Consider the following 23,519-nt stretch of genomic DNA (forward strand, 5'->3'; position numbering starts at 1 on the left):
GTCCCCGCGCGAGAAGTCAATCACACCGGCACGACGGGGCGCTCCCGAAATGGCCGACGGCGGCGACCCCGAAGGATCGCCGCCGCCAGTCATGTCGTTTCCGACGAACGGGTCAATTACCCGCCGGATTCAGCCGATGCCGGCTGAGCCTCAACCGCACCCTCGGCCGGCGCGCCGCCGACGGGAGTGCTCGGCTGCGGGGTGGCACCCAGCACGCGCTGGATATCCGGCTTCATCTGCTGCAGCTGCTGACCCCAGTACTCCCAGCTGTGAGTGCCGGACTCCGGGAAGTTGAACACGCCGTTCTTACCGCCCGCGGCGATATACTCCTCCTGGAAGGTCTTGTTCGTCCGCAGCGTGAACTTCTCGAGGAATTCCGCGTTGAAGTTGTCGCCTGCCGCGACACCGGTGCCGGTGATGTCGGCGGGCTTGCCGTTACCGCAGAACACCCAGATGCGGGTGCCGTTCGCGACCAGCTGGCCAATGTTGACCATCGGGTCGTTGCGCTTCCACGCACTGTTGGGATCTTCCGTCTTGCCCCACATGTCGTCGGGGTCGTAGCCGCCGGCGTCACCCATCGACATGCCGACCAGCATCGGCCACCAGCCCTCGGACAGGTTCAGGAAGCCCGAGAGCGAAGCGGCGTACTGGAACTGCTGCGGGTAGTAGATCGCCAGCGTCAGCGCGGCCGAACCGGCCATCGACAGACCCACCGCCGCGTTGCGGTTCGGGTTGACACCCTTGTTCGCGGCCAGGTAGGCGGGCAGTTCCTGGGTGAGGAAGGTCTCCCACTTGTAGGTGGAGCAGCCTGCCTTACCGCATGCGGGGCTGTACCAGTCGGAGTAGAAGCTCGACTGGCCGCCGACCGGCATGATCGCCGCGAGACCCGAATCGACGTACCACTCGAACGCCGCGGTCTCGATGTCCCAACCATTGAAGTCATCGCGGGCACGCAAGCCGTCTAGCAGGTAGACGCCAGGCGCGTTAGGCCCACCGTTTTGGAACTGAACCTTGATGTCGCGTCCCATTCCAGCGGACGGAACCATCAAGTACTCGACCGGCAGACCCGGACGAGAGAAAGCGCCCGCAGTCGCCGAGCCTCCGACGGCGCTGACGAGGGCGGGCAACACTGCTGCGGCCATGGCCCCAGCCGCGAGCCGGCGCACCCACGCGCCACGGATCTTGCCAACGAACTTCATGCTTCATCTATCCCATCTGTCGTATGCCGCACGCGGAACTTGTCCGACGGACCCAGCCGCGTTGCTCGTGCAGTCAACCACAACTTGCTGTGGTCCCTCCAATTCAAGGTGTATCGTCCCTGGTCGCTCCTCAGCCTTTGAGGGTTGCGATCAGGTCTGGTTTCAGGGCTTGCAGCTGCGCTCCCCAGTACGGCCACGCGTGATTTCCCGCAGGCGGAAACTGGAAAGTGGCGTTAGCGCCTCCGGCCTCTACGTAGGCCTTTTGAAAGTCCAAATTGCTCTTCAGAGCCATTGATTCAAGGCTGTTCGCGTTGAACGACTGATTCGGATCCGCGTTCACGTCAAGCGGCGTCGTACCGCCGGGTGCGCAGTAGATCCACAGCCGTGTGCCGTTGGCGACGATGCGCGAAACCTGCCTGATCGGGTCGTTGCGTTTCCATGCGCCGTCCCATGGCGCGCCCCACATGTTGTCGACGTTGAAGCCGCCCGCGTCGAGCATCGCGACGCGGATCGCCTGCTGCATGAACAGGGCCGACGGGTTGAGAAAGCCCGAAAGCGATGCGGCGTAGCGGAACTGGGCCGGGTGGTACGCCGACAGGATCAGCGCCGGCCCGCCGGACATCGACAGGCCGACGACGGCGTTGCCGGTTGTGGAGACCTGTTTGTTGGCCGCCAGCCAGGACGGCAACTCACTGGTGAGAAAGGTCTCCCATTTATAGGTATAGGGCTGGTTGTTGAAGCTCGACGGTGAATACCAGTCGGTGTAGAAGCTCGACTGTCCGCCGACCGGCATGACGGTCGCTACGCCGGAGTCCAAAAACCATTCGAACGCAGGGGTTTCGATGTCCCAGCCGTTGTAGTCGTCGCGCGCACGCAAGCCGTCGAGGAGATAGACGGCTTTAGCGGTGCCGTCCGTCGGAGCCCCCGCGGCCGGTTGGAATTGCACACGGACGTTGCGCCCCATCGACGTCGAGTACACGTCGAGGTACTCGACGGGCAGGCCCTCGCGGGAGAACGCGCCCGCGGTCGGTGTGACATTGGACACAACAGCGATCATCGGCATCGCCAAGACCGCGGCGCCCGCCGCGATCGCGCGGCGAAGCCAGGTTCGCACAGGTCGTACCACGCCTGTGTATCGCCAGAGTCGCTGGCCGCGTTACGGGTTGAAGCCTTCGTAGCCGCGTTACGGCCCGGCCGCGGGCATGCCGGTGTAGGGCGCGTCCTTCGGCTCGGGCACCTCGAGCCCGCAGCGCTTGAGCTCGTAGAGCGGAACCCGATCAATCCGGTACTGCGTCAACGAATACGCGTGCAGGAAATTCGACAGGAACCGGCGCGGCCCCATCTCGCCGCGGATCGCGTTGAGCATCGCGTCGGTGGCCGGGCACTCCAGTGCCGCCTCGGCCTGTCGGATCCACTCCTCGTCAAGGTAGGACGGAATGAACGGCCGGGTCTTGAGGAACGGGCCCTCGGCCACCGCCCAGTCCGGGAACAGGTTCTTGTCGTGGCCGATGCGGCCGTCGTCCAGACGCGCGGTATGCGCGGCAAGCGGGTTGGCCAAACCGATCTGGTCGATCACTCGAACGTCCAGTCCGACGTTCATCCCCAGCATGCCGAGATTGGTGAAAAACACTGTGTGCGGACCAGTTCGGTCCTTGACGTCCTGCGGTGCGTCGGGCGGCGGCGGGATGGCCGGCACGACGTCCCACTGGTCGTAGTTGCCAGACGGCAGCAGCAGGGCACCGTCGGGCGTGTTGTCGATCGCGGTCATCACCGCCCGCATGCGGGGGTAATCGAGGTAGTCGGCGGCGGTCAGCGGGTGCGCGTTACCAGTGGCCTGGGCATAGAACCGTCGCTCGTCGACGATGCCGCTGTAGGTCACGCGGGTGGCGTCCGATCCCATACCGCTCGAATTGGCGACCCATAACGACCAGCCGGCGATCGAAACCCACAGCAGGCTCGTAGCTCCGACGAACAAATAGCCTGCGCCACGGGCCATTCGGGTTCCGTCGGGCAGTACCAACGGAATCACCGCTATCGGTGCGAGCAGACAGAAGAGCGGCGTCAACAGGACACGGCCGTGCATGAAGTCGCCACCCTGACGGATCCAGTAGACCGCCTGCAGAAAACCGCTGACGAGCATGAAACCCACTACCGCCTGCGGGCTCTGGACCGTGCGCGCAATCCACCCGTGACCGGGCGCGACCGGGTGGCGGATGCCCCAGGGGCGGCCCCTGGTCACCATCACCACTGCGGCCAGCCCGACCAGCAGAACAGCCGGTGCCCACAACAGATAGGGGTTGTTGAAGTTGGCGAGGTACACAAACCCCTGCGACCACTTCGAACCGGACGCGTCCTTGGCCAGCGCCGTACCGGGAAACAACAAGCCGTAGTAGCCCATTCGGAAAATCTCGTACGCGACGGGCACCAGGCCGCCCGCGAGCACGATGAGCCCTCGCCGCCGCCAGTCGCGCGCCGCGATCAGCATCATCACCAACGCGAGCACACCGATCAACGCCAACTCGGGCCGAATCAGCACGCTCATGCCGGCGACGAAAGCCAGTGCGCCGTCGAAGAACCCGCTGACCCTGGCCGTCGCGGGTGCCGGGCTGACGGGTTGCCTGCGAATGGCCGGCGGCCCGCCGCGGAACGCCGGTATCGCAGGGCCTGGACCGGGTGTGCGCAGCGCCTGCGACCAGCAGACCATCATCCACCACAGCAGGCCGAGATATGCCAGCACCAAACCGTTTTCGAGACCGGAGGTGGCGAAGTCACGGGCGGGCGGCACCGCGATGTACACCAGCGCGCCCGCGGGCAGCATCAGCGCCCGTCGCCCCCGCAGGCTCGGGGCGTACAGGCGGGCGGTGCCCAGCATCACGAAGACGACACCGAGCACGCTGAGCGTCAGCGCGAGGAACAGCGCCACGTATTCCATCTGGACCGAACCGCCGACCCACGCTCCCAGATAGATCAGATAGGTCCATACCGTCGACGTGTTCGCCTCGACGCGTTCGCCAGCGTTGAACACAGGACCGTTGCCCGCCAGCAGGTTTCGCACGGTCCGCAGGACGATGAGGCCGTCGTCGGCAATCCACCGCCGCTCCCATGCACCCCAGCCGAACAGGGCCGCGACGACCACCACGCTCACCCACAGGCTGATTCGTACTGTGATGTCGTAGGGAAATGCCGGTAGCCGCGCAATACGATCGCCAAGGCCGTCCAAGAAACGGCTCTGGCCGGCGACCGAGGAACTCATCCTGTCAACTGAAGAAGACGGCGGCACCGATGGTTCCGATCCACGCCAGCAGAAGAAGCTGCAGTACCCGGTCCTTCAACGCGATCTCCTCGGGTTCCCCGGCCATGCCGCCGTCGACGTCGACGGCGTACCTGAGGATCGCCACCGTGATCGGGATGATGGTCACGGCGAACCAGCCGGCGTCGGCGCCGTCTCGTTCGAAGGCCCACAGGCTGTAGCACACCACCATTGCCGTCGCCGACAACGTCCACACAAAGCGCAGGTACGAACTCGTGTAGCTCTCAAGGGATTTGCGGATCTTGGCGCCGGTGCGTTCGGCGAGCTGAAGCTCGGCGTAGCGCTTACCCGCCGCCATGAACAGCGAGCCGAACGCCATCACCAGCAGGAACCACTGCGACAGCCGGACGTCGGCCGCGACGCCACCCGCGATGGCACGGATCAGGAAACCGGACGAGACGATGCAGATGTCGATGACGGGCTGGTGCTTGAGTCCGAAGCAGTACGCCAGCTGGATCGCGATGTACACCGCGATCACCACGGCCAGATCGGGGGTCACCAGCCAGGAGCCCACCAACGCCGCGACGCCGAGCGCCACCGCCAGCGAGTAGGCCAGCCACTCGGGAACCACACCGGCGGCGATCGGGCGGAACCGCTTCGTCGGGTGCGCGCGGTCCGCCTCGACATCCCGGGCGTCGTTCACGAGGTACACACACGATGCGGCGAGGCTGAACACCACGAACGCCAGCAGGACGTGGACAAGCACTTCGCGGTAGTCGTAGGTATAGCGGTCATCGCCGAGCGCGGCGACCGGGGCCAGAAACACCAGGACGTTCTTGACCCATTGGCGCGGCCGGAGCGCCTTGACGATCCCGGTGGCGAGGTTGCGGGGCGGGCCCTTCTCGGGCACTGGCTCGTGATTCACCTGCGGGGTGCTCTCTGCACTGCTCTCGCTCGAGACGCTCATCAGACTCCTTCGGCCCGCTCTGAGACCATGGTGACCGCCTTGGCGACGGCCGCACCGACCGCCACGCCGGTCAGCACGTCACTCGGGTAATGCACACCGAGCACCAACCGCGACAACGCCATTGGCGGCACCAGGATCGCAGGCAACGGAAGGCCGGTGGCCCGGCCCAACAGGATCGACGCCGCGGTGGTCGATGTCGCGTGCGCCGAAGGGAAACTCAGCCGGCTGGGCGTGCCGACGTTGACCGCGATCGCCGGATGGTCCGGGCGTTCGCGCCGCACCACGCGTTTGATCACCACGGCGGCCGCGTGGGCCAGGAACGCGCCCGTCCCCGCGGTCAGGAACTCCCTGCGCTTCGCGGGCTGCAGCAGGGCGCCGAGCGCAGCGACGACGAGCCAGCCGAGGCTGTGCTCGCCGAAATGCGACAGGGTCCGTGCGCCCGCCAGTACGCCGGGCCGATCGGCGAGGGCGGACTGAACGGTCACCAGCACGGCGTCCTCGCCATGCGGAGTCTCAGCCATCGGCGGACGGGAGCAGGACGGTCTCCCACTTCTGCTTGCTCGTGAGCACCGGCAGCGCGTCGCGGTAAACCTTGCGCATGCGGTTGAACTTGCGCGCGAGCTCCACCTGCCGTTTGGCCGACTCACGAAGCAGCTCAAACATTTTCGCGCGATCACGCTGGCGGTACACGACACCGCGACCGTCCGCGGTGGTGACAGTGACGCCGTCGACCTTGCACAGCGAGAACCAGCGGGCGTCCTGCGTGGCGACGTTGATCTGCGGGCGCCGGTGATGCTCGGGGTCGTGCTGTTTGAGTTGGTGGAACACCCCGCGGGTTAGCCGCATCGAGATCGACAGCGGGTTGGTCGGGATGTTGACCTTTTTGCGCCACTTCTTGTCCGAAGGCGTGGGGAGTGCGGTCGCACTCTCCAGCACGACGGCGTCGGGGAACTCCTGACGCATCGCACGCACGTCCGGCAGTGCCGACTCCAGGATCGAGAAGATGTGCTCGGGTCCGGCCAGGAAGTCGTCCATCGCCTTGTTCTGAATGGCGACCGTCGAATACTCAAGGCAGAGAAGGTGTTTGAACGTCGCCTTCATATGACTTGCCAGCAGGCCGGAGATCTTGCCGTCCCAGTGCATGGCCGCGACCACCAACCGGTTGCGCAGGTGGAAGTACGCCTGCCAGTCGATGGCGTCGTCCTTATCGCTCCACGCCATGTGCCAGATCGCGGCCCCGGGCAGGGTGACGGTCGGATAGCCATGCTCGCCTGCGCGCAGGCCGTAGTCGGCGTCGTCCCACTTGATGAACAGTGGCAGCGGCTGGCCGAGCTCCTCGGCGACCTGCCGGGGGATCATGCACATCCACCAGCCGTTGTAGTCGACGTCGATGCGGCGGTGCAGCAGCCGGCTGCGCGGCTCCTCTTCGTCGCTGAGTGGGTACTTGGCGAAGTTGTGGTCGTACTCCGTGTTGACCGCCCCGGTCCACATGAAGTTTTCGGAGTCGACCATCTCCCCCATCACATGCAGGTGGCTGGGCTCCTGCAGGTTGAGCATCTGGCCGCCGACGAGCGTGGGCACCTTGGCAAACCGGTTCAGCGCGAGCGCCCGCAGGATCGAGTCCGGCTCGACGCGGATGTCGTCGTCCATGAACAGAATCTGTTCGCAGTCCGTGTTTTTCAGCGCCTCGTACATCACCCGGCTGTACCCGCCGGAACCACCGAGGTTGGGCTGATTGTGCACCGACAGCCGGCTGCCGAGCGCGGCGGCAGCTGCCTCGAACCCCGGATGATCCTTGGCCTTGTTGTTGCCTTGGTCGGACACAATGACCGCGCTGATCACCCTGTCCACCAGGGGATCTGACGTGAGGGCCGCCAGTGCGCTGACGCAATCCGACGGGCGGTTGAAAGTCGGGATGCCGACGGCGACGTTGGCGCGCCCTGGCGCGGGCTTCGTCGCGTACCAGCCCGCGCTGTGCACGGTGGACTTGGTGTTGGTCGTGATGTCGAACCAGATCCATCCGCCGTCCTCGAAGGGAGACAGGTCGATCTCGAACTCCACGACGGCGGGGATATCGGACTCTCCGCTGGAGATCGGTTCGCCGCCGACGGTGATCCTGGCGCCGGTCGCCTTGGAGCGGTAGACGTCGACGCGGGCGCTGCCGGTGAGTTCGACTCGCAACACGACCGACTCCAACGTCGACCAGCGGCGCCAGTAGCTGGCCGGGAACGCGTTGAAGTACGTCGCGAACGACACCTCCGACTCCGCGCCTATCTCCAGCGTGGTGCGCGTCTGCGCGTGGGCACGGCGCGCGTTGGTCTCCGATTCCTCGATGTAGAGCTTTCGGACGTCGAGCGGTTCGCCTGGGCGCGGCAAGATCACGCGCGCCAGCAGGCTGACCGCCCTGGTGTCTCCGGCGTCGAGCGCGCCGGACGGGATGTCACTCATGCGCTGCTGCTTTCTGTGCCATTTTCGGCAAGGGGCGCGCCGTCACGCAGGTGGGGCGCGAGCGTGTTGTCATACATATTCAATGCGCTGGCGATCGCCATGTGCATGTCGAGGTACTGATAGGTGCCGAGCCGTCCACCGAACAGCACCTTGGCCGACGCCGTCTCGGCCTTGGCTCGTGCCCGATAGGCCGCCAGCAGCGACCGATCGGTCTCGGTGTTGATGGGGTAGTACGGCTCGTCGTCGTCGGCGGCAAAGCGCGAGAACTCCCTCATGATCACCGTCTTGTCGTCCGGATACTTCCGCTCGGGGTGGAAGTGCCGGAACTCGTGGATCCGGGTGTAGGGCACGTCGAGGTCGTTGTAGTTCATGACGGGAGTGCCCTGGAAATCACCGGTCTCGAGCACCTCGAGTTCGAAATCCAGTGTGCGCCAGCCCAGCCGGCCTTCCACGTAGTCGAAGTACCGGTCCAGCGGTCCGGTGTAGACGACCGGCGCATCGGGGTTCGCGGCGCGCAGGTCGTCGCGCACGTCGAACCAGTCGGTGTCCAACCGCACCTCGATGCGGTCATCGGCGGCCATGTTCTCCAGCCACGCGGTATATCCGTCGACCGGCAGGCCCTCGTAGGTGTCGTTGAAGTAGCGGTTGTCGAACGTGTAGCGCACCGGCAGCCGCGTGATGTTGGCCGCGGGCAGTTCCGTTGGGTCGGTCTGCCACTGCTTGGCGGTGTAACCCTTGACGAACGCCTCGTACAGCGGGCGGCCGATCAGCGAGATGGCCTTCTCCTCGAGGTTCGTGGCGTCCCCGCTGTCGATCTCGGCGGCCTGCTCGGCGATCAGCTGACGGGCCTGATCCGGCGTGAAGTACTTGCCGAAGAACTGCGACACCAGGCCGAGCCCCATCGGGAACTGATAGGCCTGGCCGTTGTGCATCGCGAAGACGCGGTGCTGGTAGCCGGTGAAGTCGGTGAACTGGCGCACGTAGTCCCACACCCGTTGGTTGGAGGTGTGGAAGAGGTGCGCGCCGTATTTGTGGATCTCGATACCGGTTTTCGGTTCGGCTTCGGAGTAGGCGTTACCGCCGATGTGCGGCCGCCGGTCGAGCACCAGAACACGCTTGTCCAGCTGCGACGCCACACGCTCGGCAACCGTCAGACCGAAGAATCCGGAACCGACGACAAGGAGATCGAAACGAGCTGTCATCGGCAGCAAGGGTATCCGACGGCCGCCGCCCACCCGAATTGCGACAAAGTGCTCAGGTCAAGATTGGCTCACAATTCCGCATCGTCACTTTAGTCACAGCAGTCACATCAGTACCGTCGAACGCGTACGAGTACAAAGCCAGACGTAGTCCATATATTGAGGAGACTTCCGTGCCGAACCGACGTCGACGCAGGCTCTCGACAGCCATGAGCGCAGTCGCCGCCCTGGCCGTCGCGAGTCCAGCCGCAGTAGTCGCCGTATCCGAATTGTCTGCAAGCATCGATCCGCAGCCCCAGAAGCGCGAGTTCGTCCAGGCCGCCACGATCACCGACCTGCCGAACGAACTGATGTCAGCGCTGTCGCAGGGCCTCTCGCAATTCGGCATCAATCTGCCGCCGATGCCCACCGGCGTGCTGACGGGTAGCGGTGCCAGCACTCCTACGACGCTGACCTCGCCAGGCCTGGCAACGTCGCCGCTGACCTCGCCCGGCCTCGGCGCGACCAACCTGACGACTCCGGGGTTGACCCCGAGCACGTTGACGACGCCCGGGCTCGGCGCCACGGATCTGACGACACCCGGCCTCGGACTGACCACACCGTCGACGACCGCACCCGGCGCTTCGCTGGACGGCACCGCAGTCAGCCCGCTGGTTCCCGACGCGCTGAACAGTGCGGCGAACACCAACCCGGCACTGACGAGCCCACTCACCCCCGCCACCGGCCTGACGACCCCAGCCACGTCGCTCACCGATCCGGCGCTGAGTGCCACCGGGGCGCTTCCCGCACCCGGCGAGATCCCGATTTCCGCACCGATCGGGCTGGATCCCGGCGCGGGCATGTACCCGATCATGGGCGACCCGTCGCTGGCGACCATGCCGGCGGCCAGCACGGGCACCGGCGGCATCATCGGAGATCTGTCCAGCATGGCCAACCAGCTGGGCGCCGGGCAGGCGATCGACCTGCTCAAGGGCATGGTGATGCCCGCGATCATGTCGGCGGCCAAGCCTCCGGGCGCACCCGCGGTCGCGGGTGCCGCCCCGGCAGCAGCCGCACCGGCAGCGGCAGCGGCCCCGGCTGCAGCCGCAGGAGCCTCGACAGGCGCCGGCGCTTAAGACCTGTCACCGAACGGCACCGCAGAAGCCGCCCCCTGGGCTCTGCGGTGCCGTTGCGTGTGGACCAGTGCCAGATTGGTCGGTGCTAGCGCCGTGTCGAAACATTAGTAACAACTGACACATACGTAACATCAGTCCGTGCTGTATCGCCGCCCGTTGCCGTCGATGCTGTTCACCGCGGTTGCGGCGACGGCAGTCGTCCTGCCGATGGCGATCTACGGAATCCCCCGCGTCGACGACCGCGACCAGCAGCCGAAGGCTCCTCAGCTCGCCCAGCAGCCGCTGACCGGCCTCGGCGGCGGCGAGACGATTCGCGAGATCCATCAGGACACGCCGTTTTCGTTGGTCGCGCTCACTGCCGAAGACCTCAGCGGCACGTCGGCCCGGGTCCGGGCCAAGAAGCCCGACGGCAGCTGGGGCCCCTGGTACGAGGCGGAAGCCATGGAGGGCCTCGGACCAGATACCCCGGCGGCCGACGCCCCGGATGGCACCGAACCTGTCTTCGTGGGCCGCACCACCACCGTGCAGATCGCGGTCACCCGGCCTGCCCAACCACCGAAGAAGCCTGACACGCGCCCGGATCTCGGGTATGTGCCCGCCAATGTCGAGCAGCCGTTGCCCCAAAACATCAACGCTGTGTTGATCAGTCCGCCGGAGGCGCCGGTCGATTCGTTGCCGCTGCCCTCAGCCGTCACAGCGCCGGGATCGCCGCCCCAGATCATCAACCGCGCGGGGTGGGGTGCCGACGAGGGGATGCGATGCGGAAACCCGCTGTACGACAGGGCGGTTCGGGCCGGGATCGTCCATCACACCGCCGGTAGCAACGAGTACGCGCCCGAGGATTCGGCCGGGATCATCCGCTCGATTTACGAGTACCACACCCGCACGCTGGGCTGGTGCGACATCGCGTACAACGCAATGGTCGACAAGTACGGCCAGGTATTCGAGGGCCGCGCGGGTGGAATGGACAAGCCCGTCGAGGGCGCCCACACCGGGGGCTTCAACCGCGACACCTGGGGTGTGGCGATGTTGGGCAACTTCGACCAGGCCGCGCCGACCCAGATCCAGCTGGAGAACACGGGACGGCTGCTCGGGTGGCGCCTGGGCCTTGACCACATCGACCCCAAGGGGACGGTGATCCTCGCCTCGGCCGGTGGCTCGTTCTCGAAGTTCCCGTTCGGCGCCACGCCGACGTTGCCGACCATCTTCACCCACCGCGACGTCGGTATCACCGAGTGCCCGGGCAACGCGGCGTATGCGGCGATGGGCCAGATCCGCGACATCGCAGCACGATTCAACCGGCCCCCCGGCCCGGCCGATCTGGCGGACACGTTGCGCGGTGGCGCGATCTTCATGCGCTGGGAGTCGATGGGCGGCCCGAACGGACCCCTCGGCGCACCGCGATCACCCGAGGCCTCGGGTGAGGGACCGGCCCGATATGCGAACTTCGAGCGCGGCGCGATCTACTGGTCGCCCACCAGCGGAGCCGAGCCGGTCACCGGCGCGATCTACAACGCGTGGGGATCGCTGGGCTTCGAACGCGGCGCGCTGGGTCTGCCGACCAGCGGCGAGATCCAAGAGCCTCAGTGGATCGTGCAGAACTTCCAACACGGAACGCTGAACTTCGACCGCGAGAACGGCACAGTCACCCGGGTCATCGACGGCGTTCCCACCGACCTGCCCAAATCGGATTCCGATCACACCCCGATCCAGCTGGAGCGGATCAAGCCCATCAGCCCCGCTTGATCTACAGCCACCAGCGCTCGAGAACCCGCGCCACCCCATCGTCGGCATTCGTCGCGGTGACCTCATCGGCAGCCGCCACCGCATCCGGATGTGCGTTGCCCATCGCGACGCCGAGCCCGGCCCATCCCAGCATCGGCACGTCGTTGGGCATGTCACCGAACGTCACGACGTCTTCCGCGGTGATCCCCAGCGGCTCGGCCACTTCAGCGATGCCGGTGGCCTTGCTGATGCCCAGCGGCATGATCTCGATCAGACCGTTGTTGGTCGAATAAGTGATATCGCCTTGTGTACCAATGTATTTGGCCAATGCGTCAGCCATGTCCGCGCTCTGTGCGCCCGCCTTGCGGATCAACAACTTGATGGCAGGCGCACTCAGTAGGTCTTTGATCGACACCTCGGTGTTATCCGGGTTCAGCCAAGCATGTTCGTAGCCGGGCGAGCTGACGAACTGCGGAGTGGCCGCGTCGTGCGCACTACGCCCCACCCGTTCGACGGCCAGGCCCGCGTCGGGAATGACCCTGGTCGCGATCTCGGCGAGTTCACCGAGCAGGTCGGCGGACAGCGTGCGAGCCGATACGATGCGGTCGGTCGACGGGTCGTAGATCACAGCGCCGTTGGCGCACACCGCCATCGGCGCGAAACCCAGGGCGTCGACGACCGGCGAAATCCAGCGCGGCGGCCTACCGGTAGCGAGGACGAAGTGGGTTCCGGAGTCCACGGCGGCCCTGACCGCGGCGCGGGTGCGCGGTGTGATGGCGTCGTCGTCATCGTCGGTGAGCAGCGTGCCGTCCACATCGGAGGCAACGAGCAGGGGCAGGGTCACCGAGTCTGCCGCTCCGCCCGTTTGCGCGCGCGCTCCGCAGACTCGACATCCTCGAGGGCCTTGGCCTCGTCCATCGTCGGCGCGCTGCCGCCCAGCCGGTGCGGCACCCAATACGCACCCGCGGGATGCGGGTATTGCTCCTGGACCATGCGCAGCAGGTCGTACATCGCCTCCCGCATCGCCGCGCTGGTCTCCTCGAATGTCGCAGCCGCCTGGACCGGGGGACCGACCGCTACGGTGACCGGAATCTTCTTGCGGCCCATGTTTCGCGGATGATCCTTGGTCCACATGCGCTGTGTGCCCCACACGATCATCGGGATGATCGGCACCTGCGCGTCGCGCGCCATCCGAGCGGCCCCGGACTTGAACTCCTTGAGCTCAAAACTGCGACTGATCGTGGCCTCCGGATACACGGCGACGAGTTCTCCTTGTCGCAGTTGCTCGATGGCGACGGCATACGCCTCGCCCCCGGCTTCGCGGTTCACCGGAATCGTCTTGGAATGCTTGATCAGGAAGTTGACGACCTTCACCTGTTGCATCTCGGACTTGATCATGAACCGCAGCCTGCGCCGGACCTGATAGGCCGCCAGCGCCGAGGGATACCAGTCGAGGTAGCTGGTGTGGTTGATCGCGACGACCGCGCCGCCCTGTGCCGGAATGTGCTCCAGCCCGATATAGGTGATCCGGGTCCCGATGGCCCTGTTCGCCGTACTGACGGCAATCTCCAACATGCGGAAGACCGGTTCCATGCGCGCTACCCCGGTGCTCCCGCGGGCCCCCGCTGTTCGCGGCGGGCCGCTTTCTCGGCAGCCTCTTCGGCGTCCATCCGATTCGCCTCGGCCAGCGTCGGCGCTCCGCCACCGAGCCGGTGCGGAACCCAGAACTCGCCGGGCGGATACGGTCCGTAATCGTCCTGCACCCGTTCGAGCAGATGCTGCATTCGCGAGTGCAGCAGCGCGGTCAGTTCGACCGGCGGCAGCGTCGGATAGATCGGCTCCCCGACCGCCACAGCGATCGGCACCTTGGGCCGCCGCATGTTCTTGGGGTGGCCCTTGGTCCAGACGCGCTGCGCGCCCCACACGATGTGCGGGACGATCGGCACGTCGGCGGCGATCGCCATGCGCGCCGCGCCGGATTTGAACTCTTTGATCTCGAAGCTGCGGCTGATCGTCGCCTCCGGGTAGACACCGACCAGCTCGCCTTCCTTGAGCTTTCGGCAGGCCTCGTCGAAGGACGCGGCACCGTTGTCACGGTCCACTTCGATATGGCGCAAGCTGCGCATGATCGGGCCGGTGATCTTGTTGTCGAAGACCTCTTTCTTCGCCATGAACCGCACTTTGCGCCCACGCTTCTGCTTGTAGGCGGGCAGACCGGCGAAGGTGAAGTCGATGTAGCCCGTGTGGTTGATTGCGATGACGGCCCCGCCCTCGACGGGCAGGTTCTCGACGCCGGTGACCGTGAACGTCAAGCCCTGTACGCGCCACAGCAGTCTGGCGAGTTTGATGGCTGTTCCGTAAACCGGCTCCACGTTTGGCAGCCTAGTCGCGTGTCGCGTCCCGCCGAACCAGTGCCGACTCCTTCGTTGGTCACAGACATCGCCGCAGGCAGGCCGGTGACCGCGGTTTGGGTCAATGAGCTGGGTGGCGTCACCTTTGCGATCGACGGCGGAGCCGAGTACGTCAAGGTCGTACCGCCGCCCTGGGCACACACCCTGGAGGCCGAAATCGGCAGGCTCGGTTGGGCCGCCGCGTATCTGACGGTGCCGCGGGTGCTGGGCGCGCGCGAGGGGTGGCTGCATACCGCAGGGCTGCCGGGTTCGTCTGCTGTCGATCCCCGATGGATACGCGATCCGCGCACGGCGGCCCGGGCCATCGGGACCGGCCTCCGGGTGATGCACGACACACTGCCCGTCGACGACTGCCCGTTCGGTCCGCCGTCGTGGGTGAACGACCAGCCGGACGTCGATCGACTCGTGGTGTGCCACGGCGACGCGTGTGCGCCCAACACCTTGATCGACGATGAGGGCCAGCCCTGCGGGCACGTCGACCTCGGCGAACTAGGTGTCGCCGACCGTTGGGCCGACCTCGCGGTCGCGGACTGGTCGCTGCGGTACAACTACGGAGGCGACTGGCGCGACGAGTTCTTCGATGCCTACGGCGTGACGCCGGATCAGGACCGTATGGACCACTATCTGCGGCTGTGGGAAGACGAGTGATTCAGCAGCACCTGTTCGCCGCCAGCTAGTCTTGGTGCCGCGCATCGCAATAGCAGGAGAGAACATCAGTGCAGGTCACCAGCGTCGGACACGCAGGCTTCCGGATCGATACGAACGCCGGAAGCGTCTTGTGCGATCCATGGGTCAACCCCGCGTACTTCGCGTCGTGGTTTCCGTTCCCGGACAACAGCGAACTGGACTGGGATGCCCTCGGCGACTGTGACTACCTCTACGTATCGCACCTGCACGCCGACCATTTCGACGCGAAGAACCTGAGCGCCCACGTCAACAAGAACGCGATGGTGCTGCTGCCCGACTTCCCGGTGCCGGACCTACGCCGCGAACTGGAGAAGCTCGGGTTCCACCGGTTTTTCGAGACCACCGACTCGGTCAAGCACCGCGTCAGCGGACCCAAGGGCGACCTCGATGTGATGATCATCTCCCTGCGCGCGCCCGCCGACGGCCCCATCGGAGACTCCGGTCTGGTGCTCGACGACGGCGAGACGGTCTGCTTCAACATGAACGACGCCCGACCGGTCGACCTCGACGTGGTGCACGCCGACTTCGGCGCCGTCGACGTTCACATGCTGCAGTACTCCGGGGCCATCTGGTACCCGATGGTGTACGACATGCCGGCGCGGGCCAAAGAGGCGTTCGGCACCCAGAAGCGACAGCGGCAGATGGACCGGTGCCGTCAATACATCGCTCAGGTCGGCGCGACGTGGGTGATCCCGTCCGCAGGTCCGCCGTGCTTCCTCGATTCAGCGCTGCGCGACCTCAACGACGATCACGGCGACCCCGCCAACATTTTTCCCGACCAGGCGGTGTTCCTGGATCAGATGCGGGCCAACGGTCACGACGGCGGCCTGCTGATGATGCCCGGTACGACGGCCGATTTCACTGGTGCACAGTTGAATTCGCTCAATCATCCGCTGCCCGACGACGAGGTGCAGGCGATCTTCACCACCGGCAAGGCGGCCTACATCGCCGACTTCGCCGAGCGGATGGCTCCGGTGCTGGCCGCGCAGAAGGCGACCTGGGCGCCCGCGGCGGGCGAACCCATGCTGGAGCCGCTGCGCGCCCTATTCGAACCCATCATGCTGCAGAGCGATCAGATCTGTGACGGCATCGGCTATCCGGTGGAATTACGCCTGCGCGGTGGGGGCCACGACGAAAGCGTCGTGCTGGACTTCCCGAAACGGGCTGTCCGCGAACCCATTCCGGACGAGAAGTTCCGGTACGGCTTCGGCATCCCGCCGGAACTCGTGCGGACCGTTCTCCGCGACAACGAGCCCGACTGGGTCAACACCATCTTCCTGTCCACCCGGTTCACGGCGTGGCGGGTCGGCGGTTACAACGAGTACCTCTACACGTTCTTCAAGTGCCTGACCGACGAGCGCATCGCCTATGCGGACGGTTGGTTCGCCGAGGCGCACGACGACACCGCGTCGATCACGCTCGACGGGTGGGAGATTCAGCGACGTTGTCCCCACCTGAAGGCCGACCTGTCGAAGTTCGGCGTGGTGGAGGGATCCACGTTGACGTGCAATCTGCACGGCTGGCAATGGAATCTCGAGAACGGCCGCTGCCTGACGACGAAGGGACACGAGTTGCGGAGCACCCGCGCGTGACCGGCCCGCATCAGCACTACGACGACGGGATGATCCAGCTCGACCGGCTGGCGATCACACTGCGCCGCTACCACTTTCCGTCAGGCACATCGAAAGTGATTCCACTGCAGTCGATCCGGGGCTACAAGGCCGAGCCGCTCGGCATGTTCACCGAGCGATTCCGCGTTTGGGGGAGTTTCGATCCTCGGCGCTGGATGCCGCTCGACGTCTGGCGTCCGATCAAGTCGACGCTCATCATCCTCGACGTCGACGGTGTGAAGCCCGCGCCGGCGTTCACCCCGCAGCGGCCGAAGGAGTTCCTGGCCACGCTCGACCAGTTGCTGGACCGCTAGAACGCGGGTACACCGTCGCGGTGTGGATGCAGGGCGCCGATCGCTGAGGTGAGGGGCAGGTGCAGCGCGTCCACAATCCCCGGCGCGGCCTCGCACACCCAGGGAATCGCGTTGACCGCCCGCATGCCGGTGGCGAGTAGCCCATGCTCGCTTGCGCTTTCACCGTCGCGGTGGCCCACTTCGAACTCTCCGTCGAACGACGGTTCACCGTCGATGAGCACCCGCCAGATTCCGTCGGTGGCTCCGGTCCGACCGGTCGGCCATTCCGGCGCCAGATCGTCGGCCATCCGGTCGACATGCTCGAGGCTGACAACCTCCTCACCGTCGACCACACCGATGCACTTGGCGTACGTGGCGCCGACCGTGCCTGCCGGGATGAGTCCACAGGCGGTGTGCAGATCACGCGGCGTCGGCAGGAACTCACACGTCTCGCGGATCTCGTCGAACTCGACACCCAGCGCGTCGGCGACCATGGTGATCGCCGCTCCCCAACCCCACCTGAGCACACCGGGCTGCTTCAAGCCGCCCTGGTAGTCGAGCGGTTGCCCGAACCCGAACAGTTCGCGGACGTCCCACTCGACCGGATACTCCGAGTAGTTCGTGATCTCGATGCCGCGCACCGAATACACCTTGTGCGACATCGTCATCAGCGCGATCGGAAAGAGGTCGCAGCCGAATCCCGGTTCGATGCCCGACGAGAAGATGGAGCTGCGGCCCGCGGCCGTTGCTTCGCGGATCGGGTCGAGGAAACGCTGTGAGAGGGAACCCTTTTCGTAGACGAGGCCGGGCAGCGACGTGGTGACGATGTTGGTGCCCGACGACAGGATGCGACAGAAGTCGGCGAGCGCCTCCTTCGGTCGCGGGCCGGCAGGCGCGGCGTACATCACGCAATCCACCCCCGAGGACAGCAGTGCGTCCGCGTCGCGGGTGGCCGTGACGCCCACCGGGTCGATACCTGCCAGCACACCGATGTCCTGGCCGTCCTTGGCCTCCGAGTGCACCCACGCGCCGGCGAGCTCGAGGTTGGGCCGGTCCATGACCGTTCTGATCGCGTAGCGCCCGACCCCGCCGGTGGCCCACACCGCGACGCGATACGTCTTGTCCATTGGCTGCGCCATGGTCATTCTCCCTCAACTCGCCCTTGCGCAAAAACATTACACCTGTAATGTCTTTTGGTGGTCGAACTCCGCGAGGAATGGAGACGCTGAGGTGGGCGAGCTCGATGGCAAGGTGGCCATAGTCACCGGGACAAGCCGCGGCGTCGGTGTGGGCATCGCGCACGAACTGCTGCGCGCCGGGGCCACGGTGGTCGGTTGCTCACGGTCGGCGCTGGACGCCCTGCCGGGCACGGAAGACAATCCCGACTGGGCTGCGCGATCCGACCAGATGGTCTGTGACCAAGCCGATTACACGGCCATCGACGCCTTCGTGCAACACGTTGTCGATCGATACGGCCGACTGGACATCCTGGTGAACAACGCGGGTGGCACCGTCCCTTCGCCGTCGGTGGACGAGGTTCCGGCGTTGGTGTCGCGTATCCAGGGCGCCCCGGCCAGTGACGACGACTACGAGCGCAGCGCGCTGTTTCACGCCTTCGCGGTGCAGATGAATCTGATCAGCCCGCTCTGGTTCGCGATTCGGGCGTACCGGCAGATGAAGACGCAAGACGGCGTGGGTTGCATCATCAACGTCTCCAGTGGCGCCGGACATCCCGCGGGTTCACCGACCCTGGTGTCCTACGGCGCCGCGAAGGCGGGGCTGAACCAGATGACGCGCTCGCTGGCCCAGGAGTGGGGCCCCGCGGTTCGGGTGAACTGCGTGGCACTCGGTCCGACGATCACCGAGAACTTCCGGTCGTTCGTCCTGCCCAAGGACGATCCCACCGGGAGCGAATACTTCGTGAACGTTCCCATGAAGCGCGGCGGCGAGCCGGCCGAGGTGGGCCGCACCTGCGTCTTCCTCGCTTCGGGCACAGCCGATTTCGTCAACGGGACGACGATCGAGATCGACGGCGGCATGTTGCCCGGTGTGCTGTACGACGCAGGGCTCAAGACCATCACCGATCTGCTGTAAGGACACCGAGAATGAAGCGGCGCATCATCCAGTTCTCCACCGGTAACGTCGGCATACACGCACTCCGGACGATCATCGAGCGTCCGGACCTCGAGTTGGTCGGCCTGCACGCGGCCAGCCCTGACAAGATCGGCCGGGACGCGGCTGAACTGTGCGGGCTCGCCGAACCGACCGGGGTGACCGCCACCGACGACATCGACGCGCTGTTGGCACTCAAGGCCGATTGCGTGGTCTACACGTCGCAGGCCGAGACCCGCGCGTCGGAGGCGGCCGACGACATCGCGCGTTTCCTGCGCGCCGGAACCAATGTCGTCGGGTCGTCGTTCGTCTGGCTGGTCGCACCGGAGTTCACCGACGACTGGCTGCGCGCACCCCTCGAAGAGGCCTGCCGCCAAGGGAATTCGACGCTCTACATCAATGGGATCGATCCCGGATTCTCTGGGGACACGCTGGTGTACACCGCGCTGAGCCTCGCCGGTCGCGCCGACTCGATCACGGTCCAGGAGATCTGCGACTACGCCACCTACGATGACGCCGAGTTCACCGGTGTCACTTTCGGTTTCGGCACCGACCCAGAGCACCAACCGATCCTCTTCATGCCGGGCGTGCTCGCGTCGATGTGGGGGATCCAGGTCCGCAGCCTCGCCGCAGATCTCGGTGTGGAACTCGACGAGGTACGCGAGCGTCACGAGAAATGGGTGACGCCCGAACCCATCTCGTGCACGATGATGGACGTCGAGGTGGGCAAGGTCGCCGCGGTGCGCTTCGGTGTCGAGGGCATCCGGGACGGCAACGTCGTCATCACCATGGAACATGTGAACCGGTTGACCGAGGTCGCCGCTCCGGACTGGGCCGTCCCGCCGGATGGTCGCCCGGGCGTGCATCGCGTCGTCGTCCAAGGTGATCCGGGCATCGAGATCAACACCCATGTCGGCCTCGGCGGAACGGACCACAACCAGGGCGGCGTCATCGCCACCGCCGCACGACCGATCAACGCCATCGAAGCCGTGTGCCTTGCGCCGGCCGGGATTCTCGCCGCGCACGACCTACGGCCGCTGGATCACACCCGCGGCGTCATGTGGTGAAGTCAGTCAATGGCAGGTGCAGTGCAACCGCGACGCCCCCCTGGGGGTAACCAGCTGCGTGCCGAGCGAACCCGGCAGATGGTGATCGACGAAACCGTCCGCTACATCCTCGACGAGGGTTTCGCCGCACCCAGCGTCCGTCGCATCACCGAGCGCGCCGGGGTGACCTGGGGGGTGGTGCAGTACCACTTCGGGGACCTGAACGGACTACTCATCGCAGTCGTCGACGAAGGCTTCCGTCAGCTCACCGAAGTTCTCGCCGCGGTACCCGCGACGACCGCCGACCTGCCGATCGAACAACGCGTTCAGGGCGTCGTTGACGCGGCGTGGTCGGCGTTCTCGAGCCCGACGTCGATGGCGGCCATCGAGATCCTGATAGCCACTCGGTCGGGCCGAGACGATGCGGTCAACAAGCGGCTGGCCGACACCATGCGACAGCTGACCGAACTCGGCAGGCACCTGGGCGGGGGCCTGGACCCGAAGCACGCCAAGGAGATCGGCAACCACATCTGGGCGTGCTTGCGCGGAATCGTTGTCGCACAGATCATCTCGTCGCAACCGCTGGACACGTCACGGGATCGGCGCGCCCTGGTCGACGTATTGACCGCCTACGTGCTCACGCACAGTGCCGAACGTTAAGACTTCGGCTCGAGCACTTCGGTTCCGACGAAGGGCACCAATGCTTCTGGCACCCGCACGCTTCCGTCGGGCTGCTGGTGGTTCTCCAGGATGGCCACCAGCCACCTGGTCGTGGCGAGCGTGCCGTTGAGGGTGGCCGCGGTCTGAGGCTTGCCGTTCTCGTCGCGATAGCGCACCGAAAGGCGGCGCGCCTGGAACGTCGTGCAGTTCGACGTCGAGGTCAGCTCTCGATACGTCTGTTGTGTCGGGACCCACGCCTCGCAGTCGAACTTGCGCGCGGCCGAAGAACCCAAATCCCCTGCGGCGATGTCGATCACGCGATACGGAACGTCGATCTTGGCGAGCATCTCGCGCTCCCAGCCGAGCAGCCGCTGATGCTCGGCCTCCGCTTCGTCGGGCTTGCAGTAGATGAAACCCTCGACCTTGTCGAACTGGTGCACCCGGATGATGCCGCGGGTGTCCTTGCCGTGACTGCCCGCCTCGCGACGGAAGCACGACGACCACCCCGCGTAGCGCAGCGGACCGTTCGAGAGATCCAGGATCTCGTCGGCGTGATAGCCGGCCAGCGCCACCTCCGAGGTGCCGACCAGGTAGAGGTCGTCGGACTCGAGGTGGTAGACCTCCTCGGCGTGCGCACCGAGAAAACCGGTGCCCGCCATGACCTCTGGGCGCACCAGCACCGGCGGCACCATCAGCGTGAAGCCGTTGTCCTGGGCCAGCCGCGCGGCAAGCTGCAGCAGTCCCAGCTGCAGCAGCGCTCCCGCACCGGTCAGGAAGTAGAAGCGCGCGCCCGATACCTTCGCCCCGCGCTCGAGATCGATGAGCCCCAACGATTCGCCGAGCTCGACGTGGTCCTTCGGGTTGTCGATCGCGCGGGGTTCTCCGACGGTGTCGAGCACCACGAAGTCGTCCTCACCGCCGGCCGGGACGCCGTCGATGATCACGTTCGCGATGGCCATGTGCGCGGCGGTGAACGCCGTCTCGGCCTGACTCTGCTCGGCCTCGGCGGCCTTCACCCTGTCGGCGAGTTCCTTGGCGGCAGCCAACAGTGCGGGTCGTTCATCCGGCGATGCCTTGCCCACCTTCTTACTTGCGGCCTTCTGCTCGGCGCGCAGATTGTCGCCAGACGACACCGCCGCCCGCCGCGCGGAATCGGAGTCGAGCAGCGCATCGACGAGGCCAGGGTCTTCGCCACGGGCGCGTTGCGATGCGCGCACCACATCCGGGTCATCGCGCAAGAGTTTGAGGTCGATCACGGGCGCAACACTACTTTTGGCGGTCCGCCGGGAACAGCCGAGGTCGGCACCTCAGCCACAACCTCGTAACGTTACAACTGCATCAGTTGTCACAGCACCCGACACGCCTGTCACAATGGAGCAGATGTCTGAAGCACCCACCCTGGAATACCCGCACGATGACGAGGCCGAGCAGCCCTCGCCGCGGGCGCCTTGGTGGCGCAGCCTGCAGGCGGCCTCGACGCGGCGCGCACTGCTGCTGACCGCGCTCGGCGGCCTGCTCATCGCCGGTCTGATCACCGCGATTCCGCAGAAAGAAGGCCCCGGCAGCCTGACGGCGAGCACGATCTCGCTCGGGCCCCGCGGCAACGACACCTTCAAGCACGCGAAGGCCGGCGACTGCCTGAACTGGCCCGACCGCACACCCGATGCCGCGGAGATCGTCGACTGCAAGGACGATCACCGGTTCGAGGTCGCCGAGTCGGTCGACATGCGCACGTTCCCCGGCAGCGAATACGGGCCCGACGCGGCGCCGCCCTCGACCGCGCGGATCCAGCAGATCAGCCAGGAGCAGTGCTCGGCCGCGGTCAAGCAATACCTGGGCACGGACTTCGACCCCAACAGCCGCTTCACCATCAGCATGCTGTGGTCCGGCGACAAGGCCTGGAAGCAATCCGGTGAGCGCCGGATGCTCTGCGGGATGCAACTGCCCGGCCCCAACAACCAGCAGGTGGCGTTCAAGGGCAAGGTCGCCGACATCGACCAGTCGAAGGTGTGGCCCGCGGGCACGTGCCTGGGCATCGACCCGTCGACCAATCAGCCCACCGACATTCCGATCGACTGCGCCGCGCCGCACGCGATGGAGGTCACCGGTGCGGTGAACCTCGCTGAGAAGTTCCCCGCCGGCCTGCCGCCGGAGCCCGAGCAGGACGGCTTCATCAAGGACGCGTGCACCCGAATGACGGACGCCTACCTGGCGCCCATCGAGCTGCGCAGCACCACACTCACGCTCATCTACAGCACGATCTCGCTGCCGACGTGGTCGGCCGGCAGCCGCCAGGTGTCGTGCAGCATCGGCGCGACCCTCGGAAACGGTGGCTGGTCAACGCTTCTCAACAGCGCCAAGGGCCCGTTGATGATCAACGGTCAGCCGCCGGTACCGCCCCCGGACATCCCCGAGGAACGGCTGAGTTTCCCGCCGATCCCGATGCCCGACTCGCCTGCCGAATCCTCGTCGTCGTCCTCGTCTTCGTCGTCTTCGTCGTCGTCTTCGTCGTCGTCGTCGGACGAATCCGACTACGGCGACCAGACCCAGCACATGCCGGGCTCCGCGCAGGCCACCGAAACGCCGGCTCCGAGTCCGGACCCGGCCGCACCGGGCAACACCATCCTCAATGCGCCGCCCCCGCCGCCGGGTGCACCCCTGCCGCCCCCACCCCCGGGCGGTGCGCCACCGCCACCGCCTCCGCCCGGTCTACCTCCGCCGCCGCCACCGCCCGCGCCCGCACCTGCGCCGCCACCGCCACCGCCGGGCGCACCTCCGCCACCACCGGTGCCGTAAC

At 66.2% G+C, this 23,519-nt stretch carries 21 protein-coding genes; 9 read left to right on the forward strand and 12 right to left on the reverse strand.

Features of this window, described 5'->3' with window-relative positions; translation table 11 throughout:
* Nucleotides 1-116: 116 nt before the first annotated feature.
* From ACIA48_RS00545 to glf, 7 genes are all read right to left on the reverse strand, one after another.
* Entirely contained in the window at nucleotides 117-1,199 is a 1,083-nt protein-coding gene (locus tag ACIA48_RS00545; RefSeq protein ID WP_396726535.1) for an esterase family protein, read from the reverse strand.
* Between the two features lie 130 nt (nucleotides 1,200-1,329).
* Nucleotides 1,330-2,262, reverse strand: a complete 933-nt coding sequence (locus tag ACIA48_RS00550) for an alpha/beta hydrolase (RefSeq protein ID WP_396728414.1) — start codon at nucleotides 2,260-2,262, stop codon at nucleotides 1,330-1,332.
* A gap of 120 nt (nucleotides 2,263-2,382) precedes the next feature.
* Nucleotides 2,383-4,452 carry a flagellar motor control protein ZomB gene (zomB, locus tag ACIA48_RS00555; RefSeq protein ID WP_396726538.1) on the reverse strand — a complete coding sequence of 690 codons (2,070 nt, stop codon included), beginning with the start codon at nucleotides 4,450-4,452 and terminating at the stop codon, nucleotides 2,383-2,385.
* Between the two features lie 4 nt (nucleotides 4,453-4,456).
* On the reverse strand, nucleotides 4,457-5,416 hold the full coding sequence (locus ACIA48_RS00560; protein WP_396726541.1) for a decaprenyl-phosphate phosphoribosyltransferase: 960 nt from the start codon (nucleotides 5,414-5,416) through the stop codon (nucleotides 4,457-4,459).
* Nucleotides 5,416-5,937: a phosphatase PAP2 family protein gene (locus ACIA48_RS00565; protein ID WP_396726543.1), complete on the reverse strand. Its 522-nt coding sequence runs from the start codon at nucleotides 5,935-5,937 to the stop codon at nucleotides 5,416-5,418. The genes ACIA48_RS00560 and ACIA48_RS00565 overlap by 1 nt, the downstream gene beginning before the upstream one ends.
* Entirely contained in the window at nucleotides 5,930-7,864 is a 1,935-nt protein-coding gene (locus tag ACIA48_RS00570; protein ID WP_396726546.1) for a glycosyltransferase, read from the reverse strand. The genes ACIA48_RS00565 and ACIA48_RS00570 overlap by 8 nt, the downstream gene beginning before the upstream one ends.
* Nucleotides 7,861-9,075 carry a UDP-galactopyranose mutase gene (gene glf, locus ACIA48_RS00575; RefSeq protein WP_396726548.1) on the reverse strand — a complete coding sequence of 405 codons (1,215 nt, stop codon included), beginning with the start codon at nucleotides 9,073-9,075 and terminating at the stop codon, nucleotides 7,861-7,863. The genes ACIA48_RS00570 and glf overlap by 4 nt, the downstream gene beginning before the upstream one ends.
* A 161-nt stretch (nucleotides 9,076-9,236) precedes the next feature.
* Between glf and ACIA48_RS00580 the strand changes: the two genes are divergently transcribed.
* Entirely contained in the window at nucleotides 9,237-10,178 is a 942-nt protein-coding gene (locus ACIA48_RS00580; protein WP_396726550.1) for a hypothetical protein, read from the forward strand.
* A gap of 138 nt (nucleotides 10,179-10,316) precedes the next feature.
* Entirely contained in the window at nucleotides 10,317-11,924 is a 1,608-nt protein-coding gene (locus ACIA48_RS00585; protein WP_396726552.1) for an N-acetylmuramoyl-L-alanine amidase, read from the forward strand.
* Between the two features lies 1 nt (nucleotide 11,925).
* Here the strand turns inward: ACIA48_RS00585 and ACIA48_RS00590 are convergent, their stop codons facing one another.
* Genes ACIA48_RS00590 through ACIA48_RS00600 form a run of 3 tightly spaced genes read right to left on the reverse strand, consistent with a single transcriptional unit; the run spans nucleotide 11,926 to nucleotide 14,275 of the window.
* Nucleotides 11,926-12,747, reverse strand: coding sequence for an HAD family hydrolase (locus ACIA48_RS00590; RefSeq protein ID WP_396726555.1), 822 nt, complete (start codon nucleotides 12,745-12,747; stop codon nucleotides 11,926-11,928).
* Complete coding sequence (locus tag ACIA48_RS00595) at nucleotides 12,744-13,496, reverse strand: lysophospholipid acyltransferase family protein (RefSeq protein WP_396726557.1); 753 nt, start codon at nucleotides 13,494-13,496, stop codon at nucleotides 12,744-12,746. The genes ACIA48_RS00590 and ACIA48_RS00595 overlap by 4 nt, the downstream gene beginning before the upstream one ends.
* Before the next feature lie 5 nt (nucleotides 13,497-13,501).
* Complete coding sequence (locus tag ACIA48_RS00600; RefSeq protein WP_396726560.1) at nucleotides 13,502-14,275, reverse strand: lysophospholipid acyltransferase family protein; 774 nt, start codon at nucleotides 14,273-14,275, stop codon at nucleotides 13,502-13,504.
* A gap of 18 nt (nucleotides 14,276-14,293) precedes the next feature.
* Here ACIA48_RS00600 and ACIA48_RS00605 point away from each other — a divergent pair, with 18 nt between their 5' ends.
* The 3 genes from ACIA48_RS00605 (at nucleotide 14,294) to ACIA48_RS00615 (ending at nucleotide 16,925) form a co-directional block, all read left to right on the forward strand.
* Nucleotides 14,294-14,962, forward strand: coding sequence for a phosphotransferase (locus ACIA48_RS00605; RefSeq protein WP_396726563.1), 669 nt, complete (start codon nucleotides 14,294-14,296; stop codon nucleotides 14,960-14,962).
* Nucleotides 14,963-15,030: 68 nt separating this feature from the next.
* Nucleotides 15,031-16,593, forward strand: coding sequence for a Rieske 2Fe-2S domain-containing protein (locus ACIA48_RS00610; protein ID WP_396726565.1), 1,563 nt, complete (start codon nucleotides 15,031-15,033; stop codon nucleotides 16,591-16,593).
* A gap of 29 nt (nucleotides 16,594-16,622) precedes the next feature.
* A complete protein-coding gene (locus tag ACIA48_RS00615) occupies nucleotides 16,623-16,925 on the forward strand; it encodes a hypothetical protein (RefSeq protein ID WP_396728416.1) in 303 nt (100 codons plus the stop codon).
* Here ACIA48_RS00615 and ACIA48_RS00620 read toward each other — a convergent pair.
* Nucleotides 16,922-18,043, reverse strand: a complete 1,122-nt coding sequence (locus ACIA48_RS00620; RefSeq protein WP_396726568.1) for a dihydrodipicolinate reductase — start codon at nucleotides 18,041-18,043, stop codon at nucleotides 16,922-16,924. The genes ACIA48_RS00615 and ACIA48_RS00620 overlap by 4 nt on opposite strands.
* Before the next feature lie 91 nt (nucleotides 18,044-18,134).
* Here ACIA48_RS00620 and ACIA48_RS00625 point away from each other — a divergent pair, with 91 nt between their 5' ends.
* The 3 genes from ACIA48_RS00625 to ACIA48_RS00635 are packed head-to-tail and all read left to right on the forward strand — an operon-like array spanning nucleotide 18,135 to nucleotide 20,722.
* On the forward strand, nucleotides 18,135-18,998 hold the full coding sequence (locus tag ACIA48_RS00625; protein ID WP_396726571.1) for an SDR family NAD(P)-dependent oxidoreductase: 864 nt from the start codon (nucleotides 18,135-18,137) through the stop codon (nucleotides 18,996-18,998).
* Nucleotides 18,999-19,009: 11 nt separating this feature from the next.
* Nucleotides 19,010-20,083 carry a dihydrodipicolinate reductase gene (locus tag ACIA48_RS00630; RefSeq protein ID WP_396726574.1) on the forward strand — a complete coding sequence of 358 codons (1,074 nt, stop codon included), beginning with the start codon at nucleotides 19,010-19,012 and terminating at the stop codon, nucleotides 20,081-20,083.
* 9 nt (nucleotides 20,084-20,092) lie between these two features.
* Nucleotides 20,093-20,722 (forward strand): TetR/AcrR family transcriptional regulator, encoded by a 630-nt coding sequence (locus ACIA48_RS00635; protein ID WP_396726577.1) that lies wholly within the window; start codon nucleotides 20,093-20,095, stop codon nucleotides 20,720-20,722.
* Here the strand turns inward: ACIA48_RS00635 and serS are convergent.
* Nucleotides 20,719-21,978: a serine--tRNA ligase gene (serS, locus tag ACIA48_RS00640; protein ID WP_396726580.1), complete on the reverse strand. Its 1,260-nt coding sequence runs from the start codon at nucleotides 21,976-21,978 to the stop codon at nucleotides 20,719-20,721. The genes ACIA48_RS00635 and serS overlap by 4 nt on opposite strands.
* A 115-nt stretch (nucleotides 21,979-22,093) precedes the next feature.
* Between serS and ACIA48_RS00645 the strand changes: the two genes are divergently transcribed.
* On the forward strand, nucleotides 22,094-23,518 hold the full coding sequence (locus tag ACIA48_RS00645) for a septum formation family protein (RefSeq protein ID WP_396726582.1): 1,425 nt from the start codon (nucleotides 22,094-22,096) through the stop codon (nucleotides 23,516-23,518).
* The last annotated feature ends 1 nt before the right edge of the window (nucleotide 23,519 follow it).

Origin of the sequence: Mycobacterium sp. NPDC051804, from assembly GCF_044452905.1 — a bacterium.
In the GTDB taxonomy this organism is placed as follows: domain Bacteria; phylum Actinomycetota; class Actinomycetes; order Mycobacteriales; family Mycobacteriaceae; genus Mycobacterium.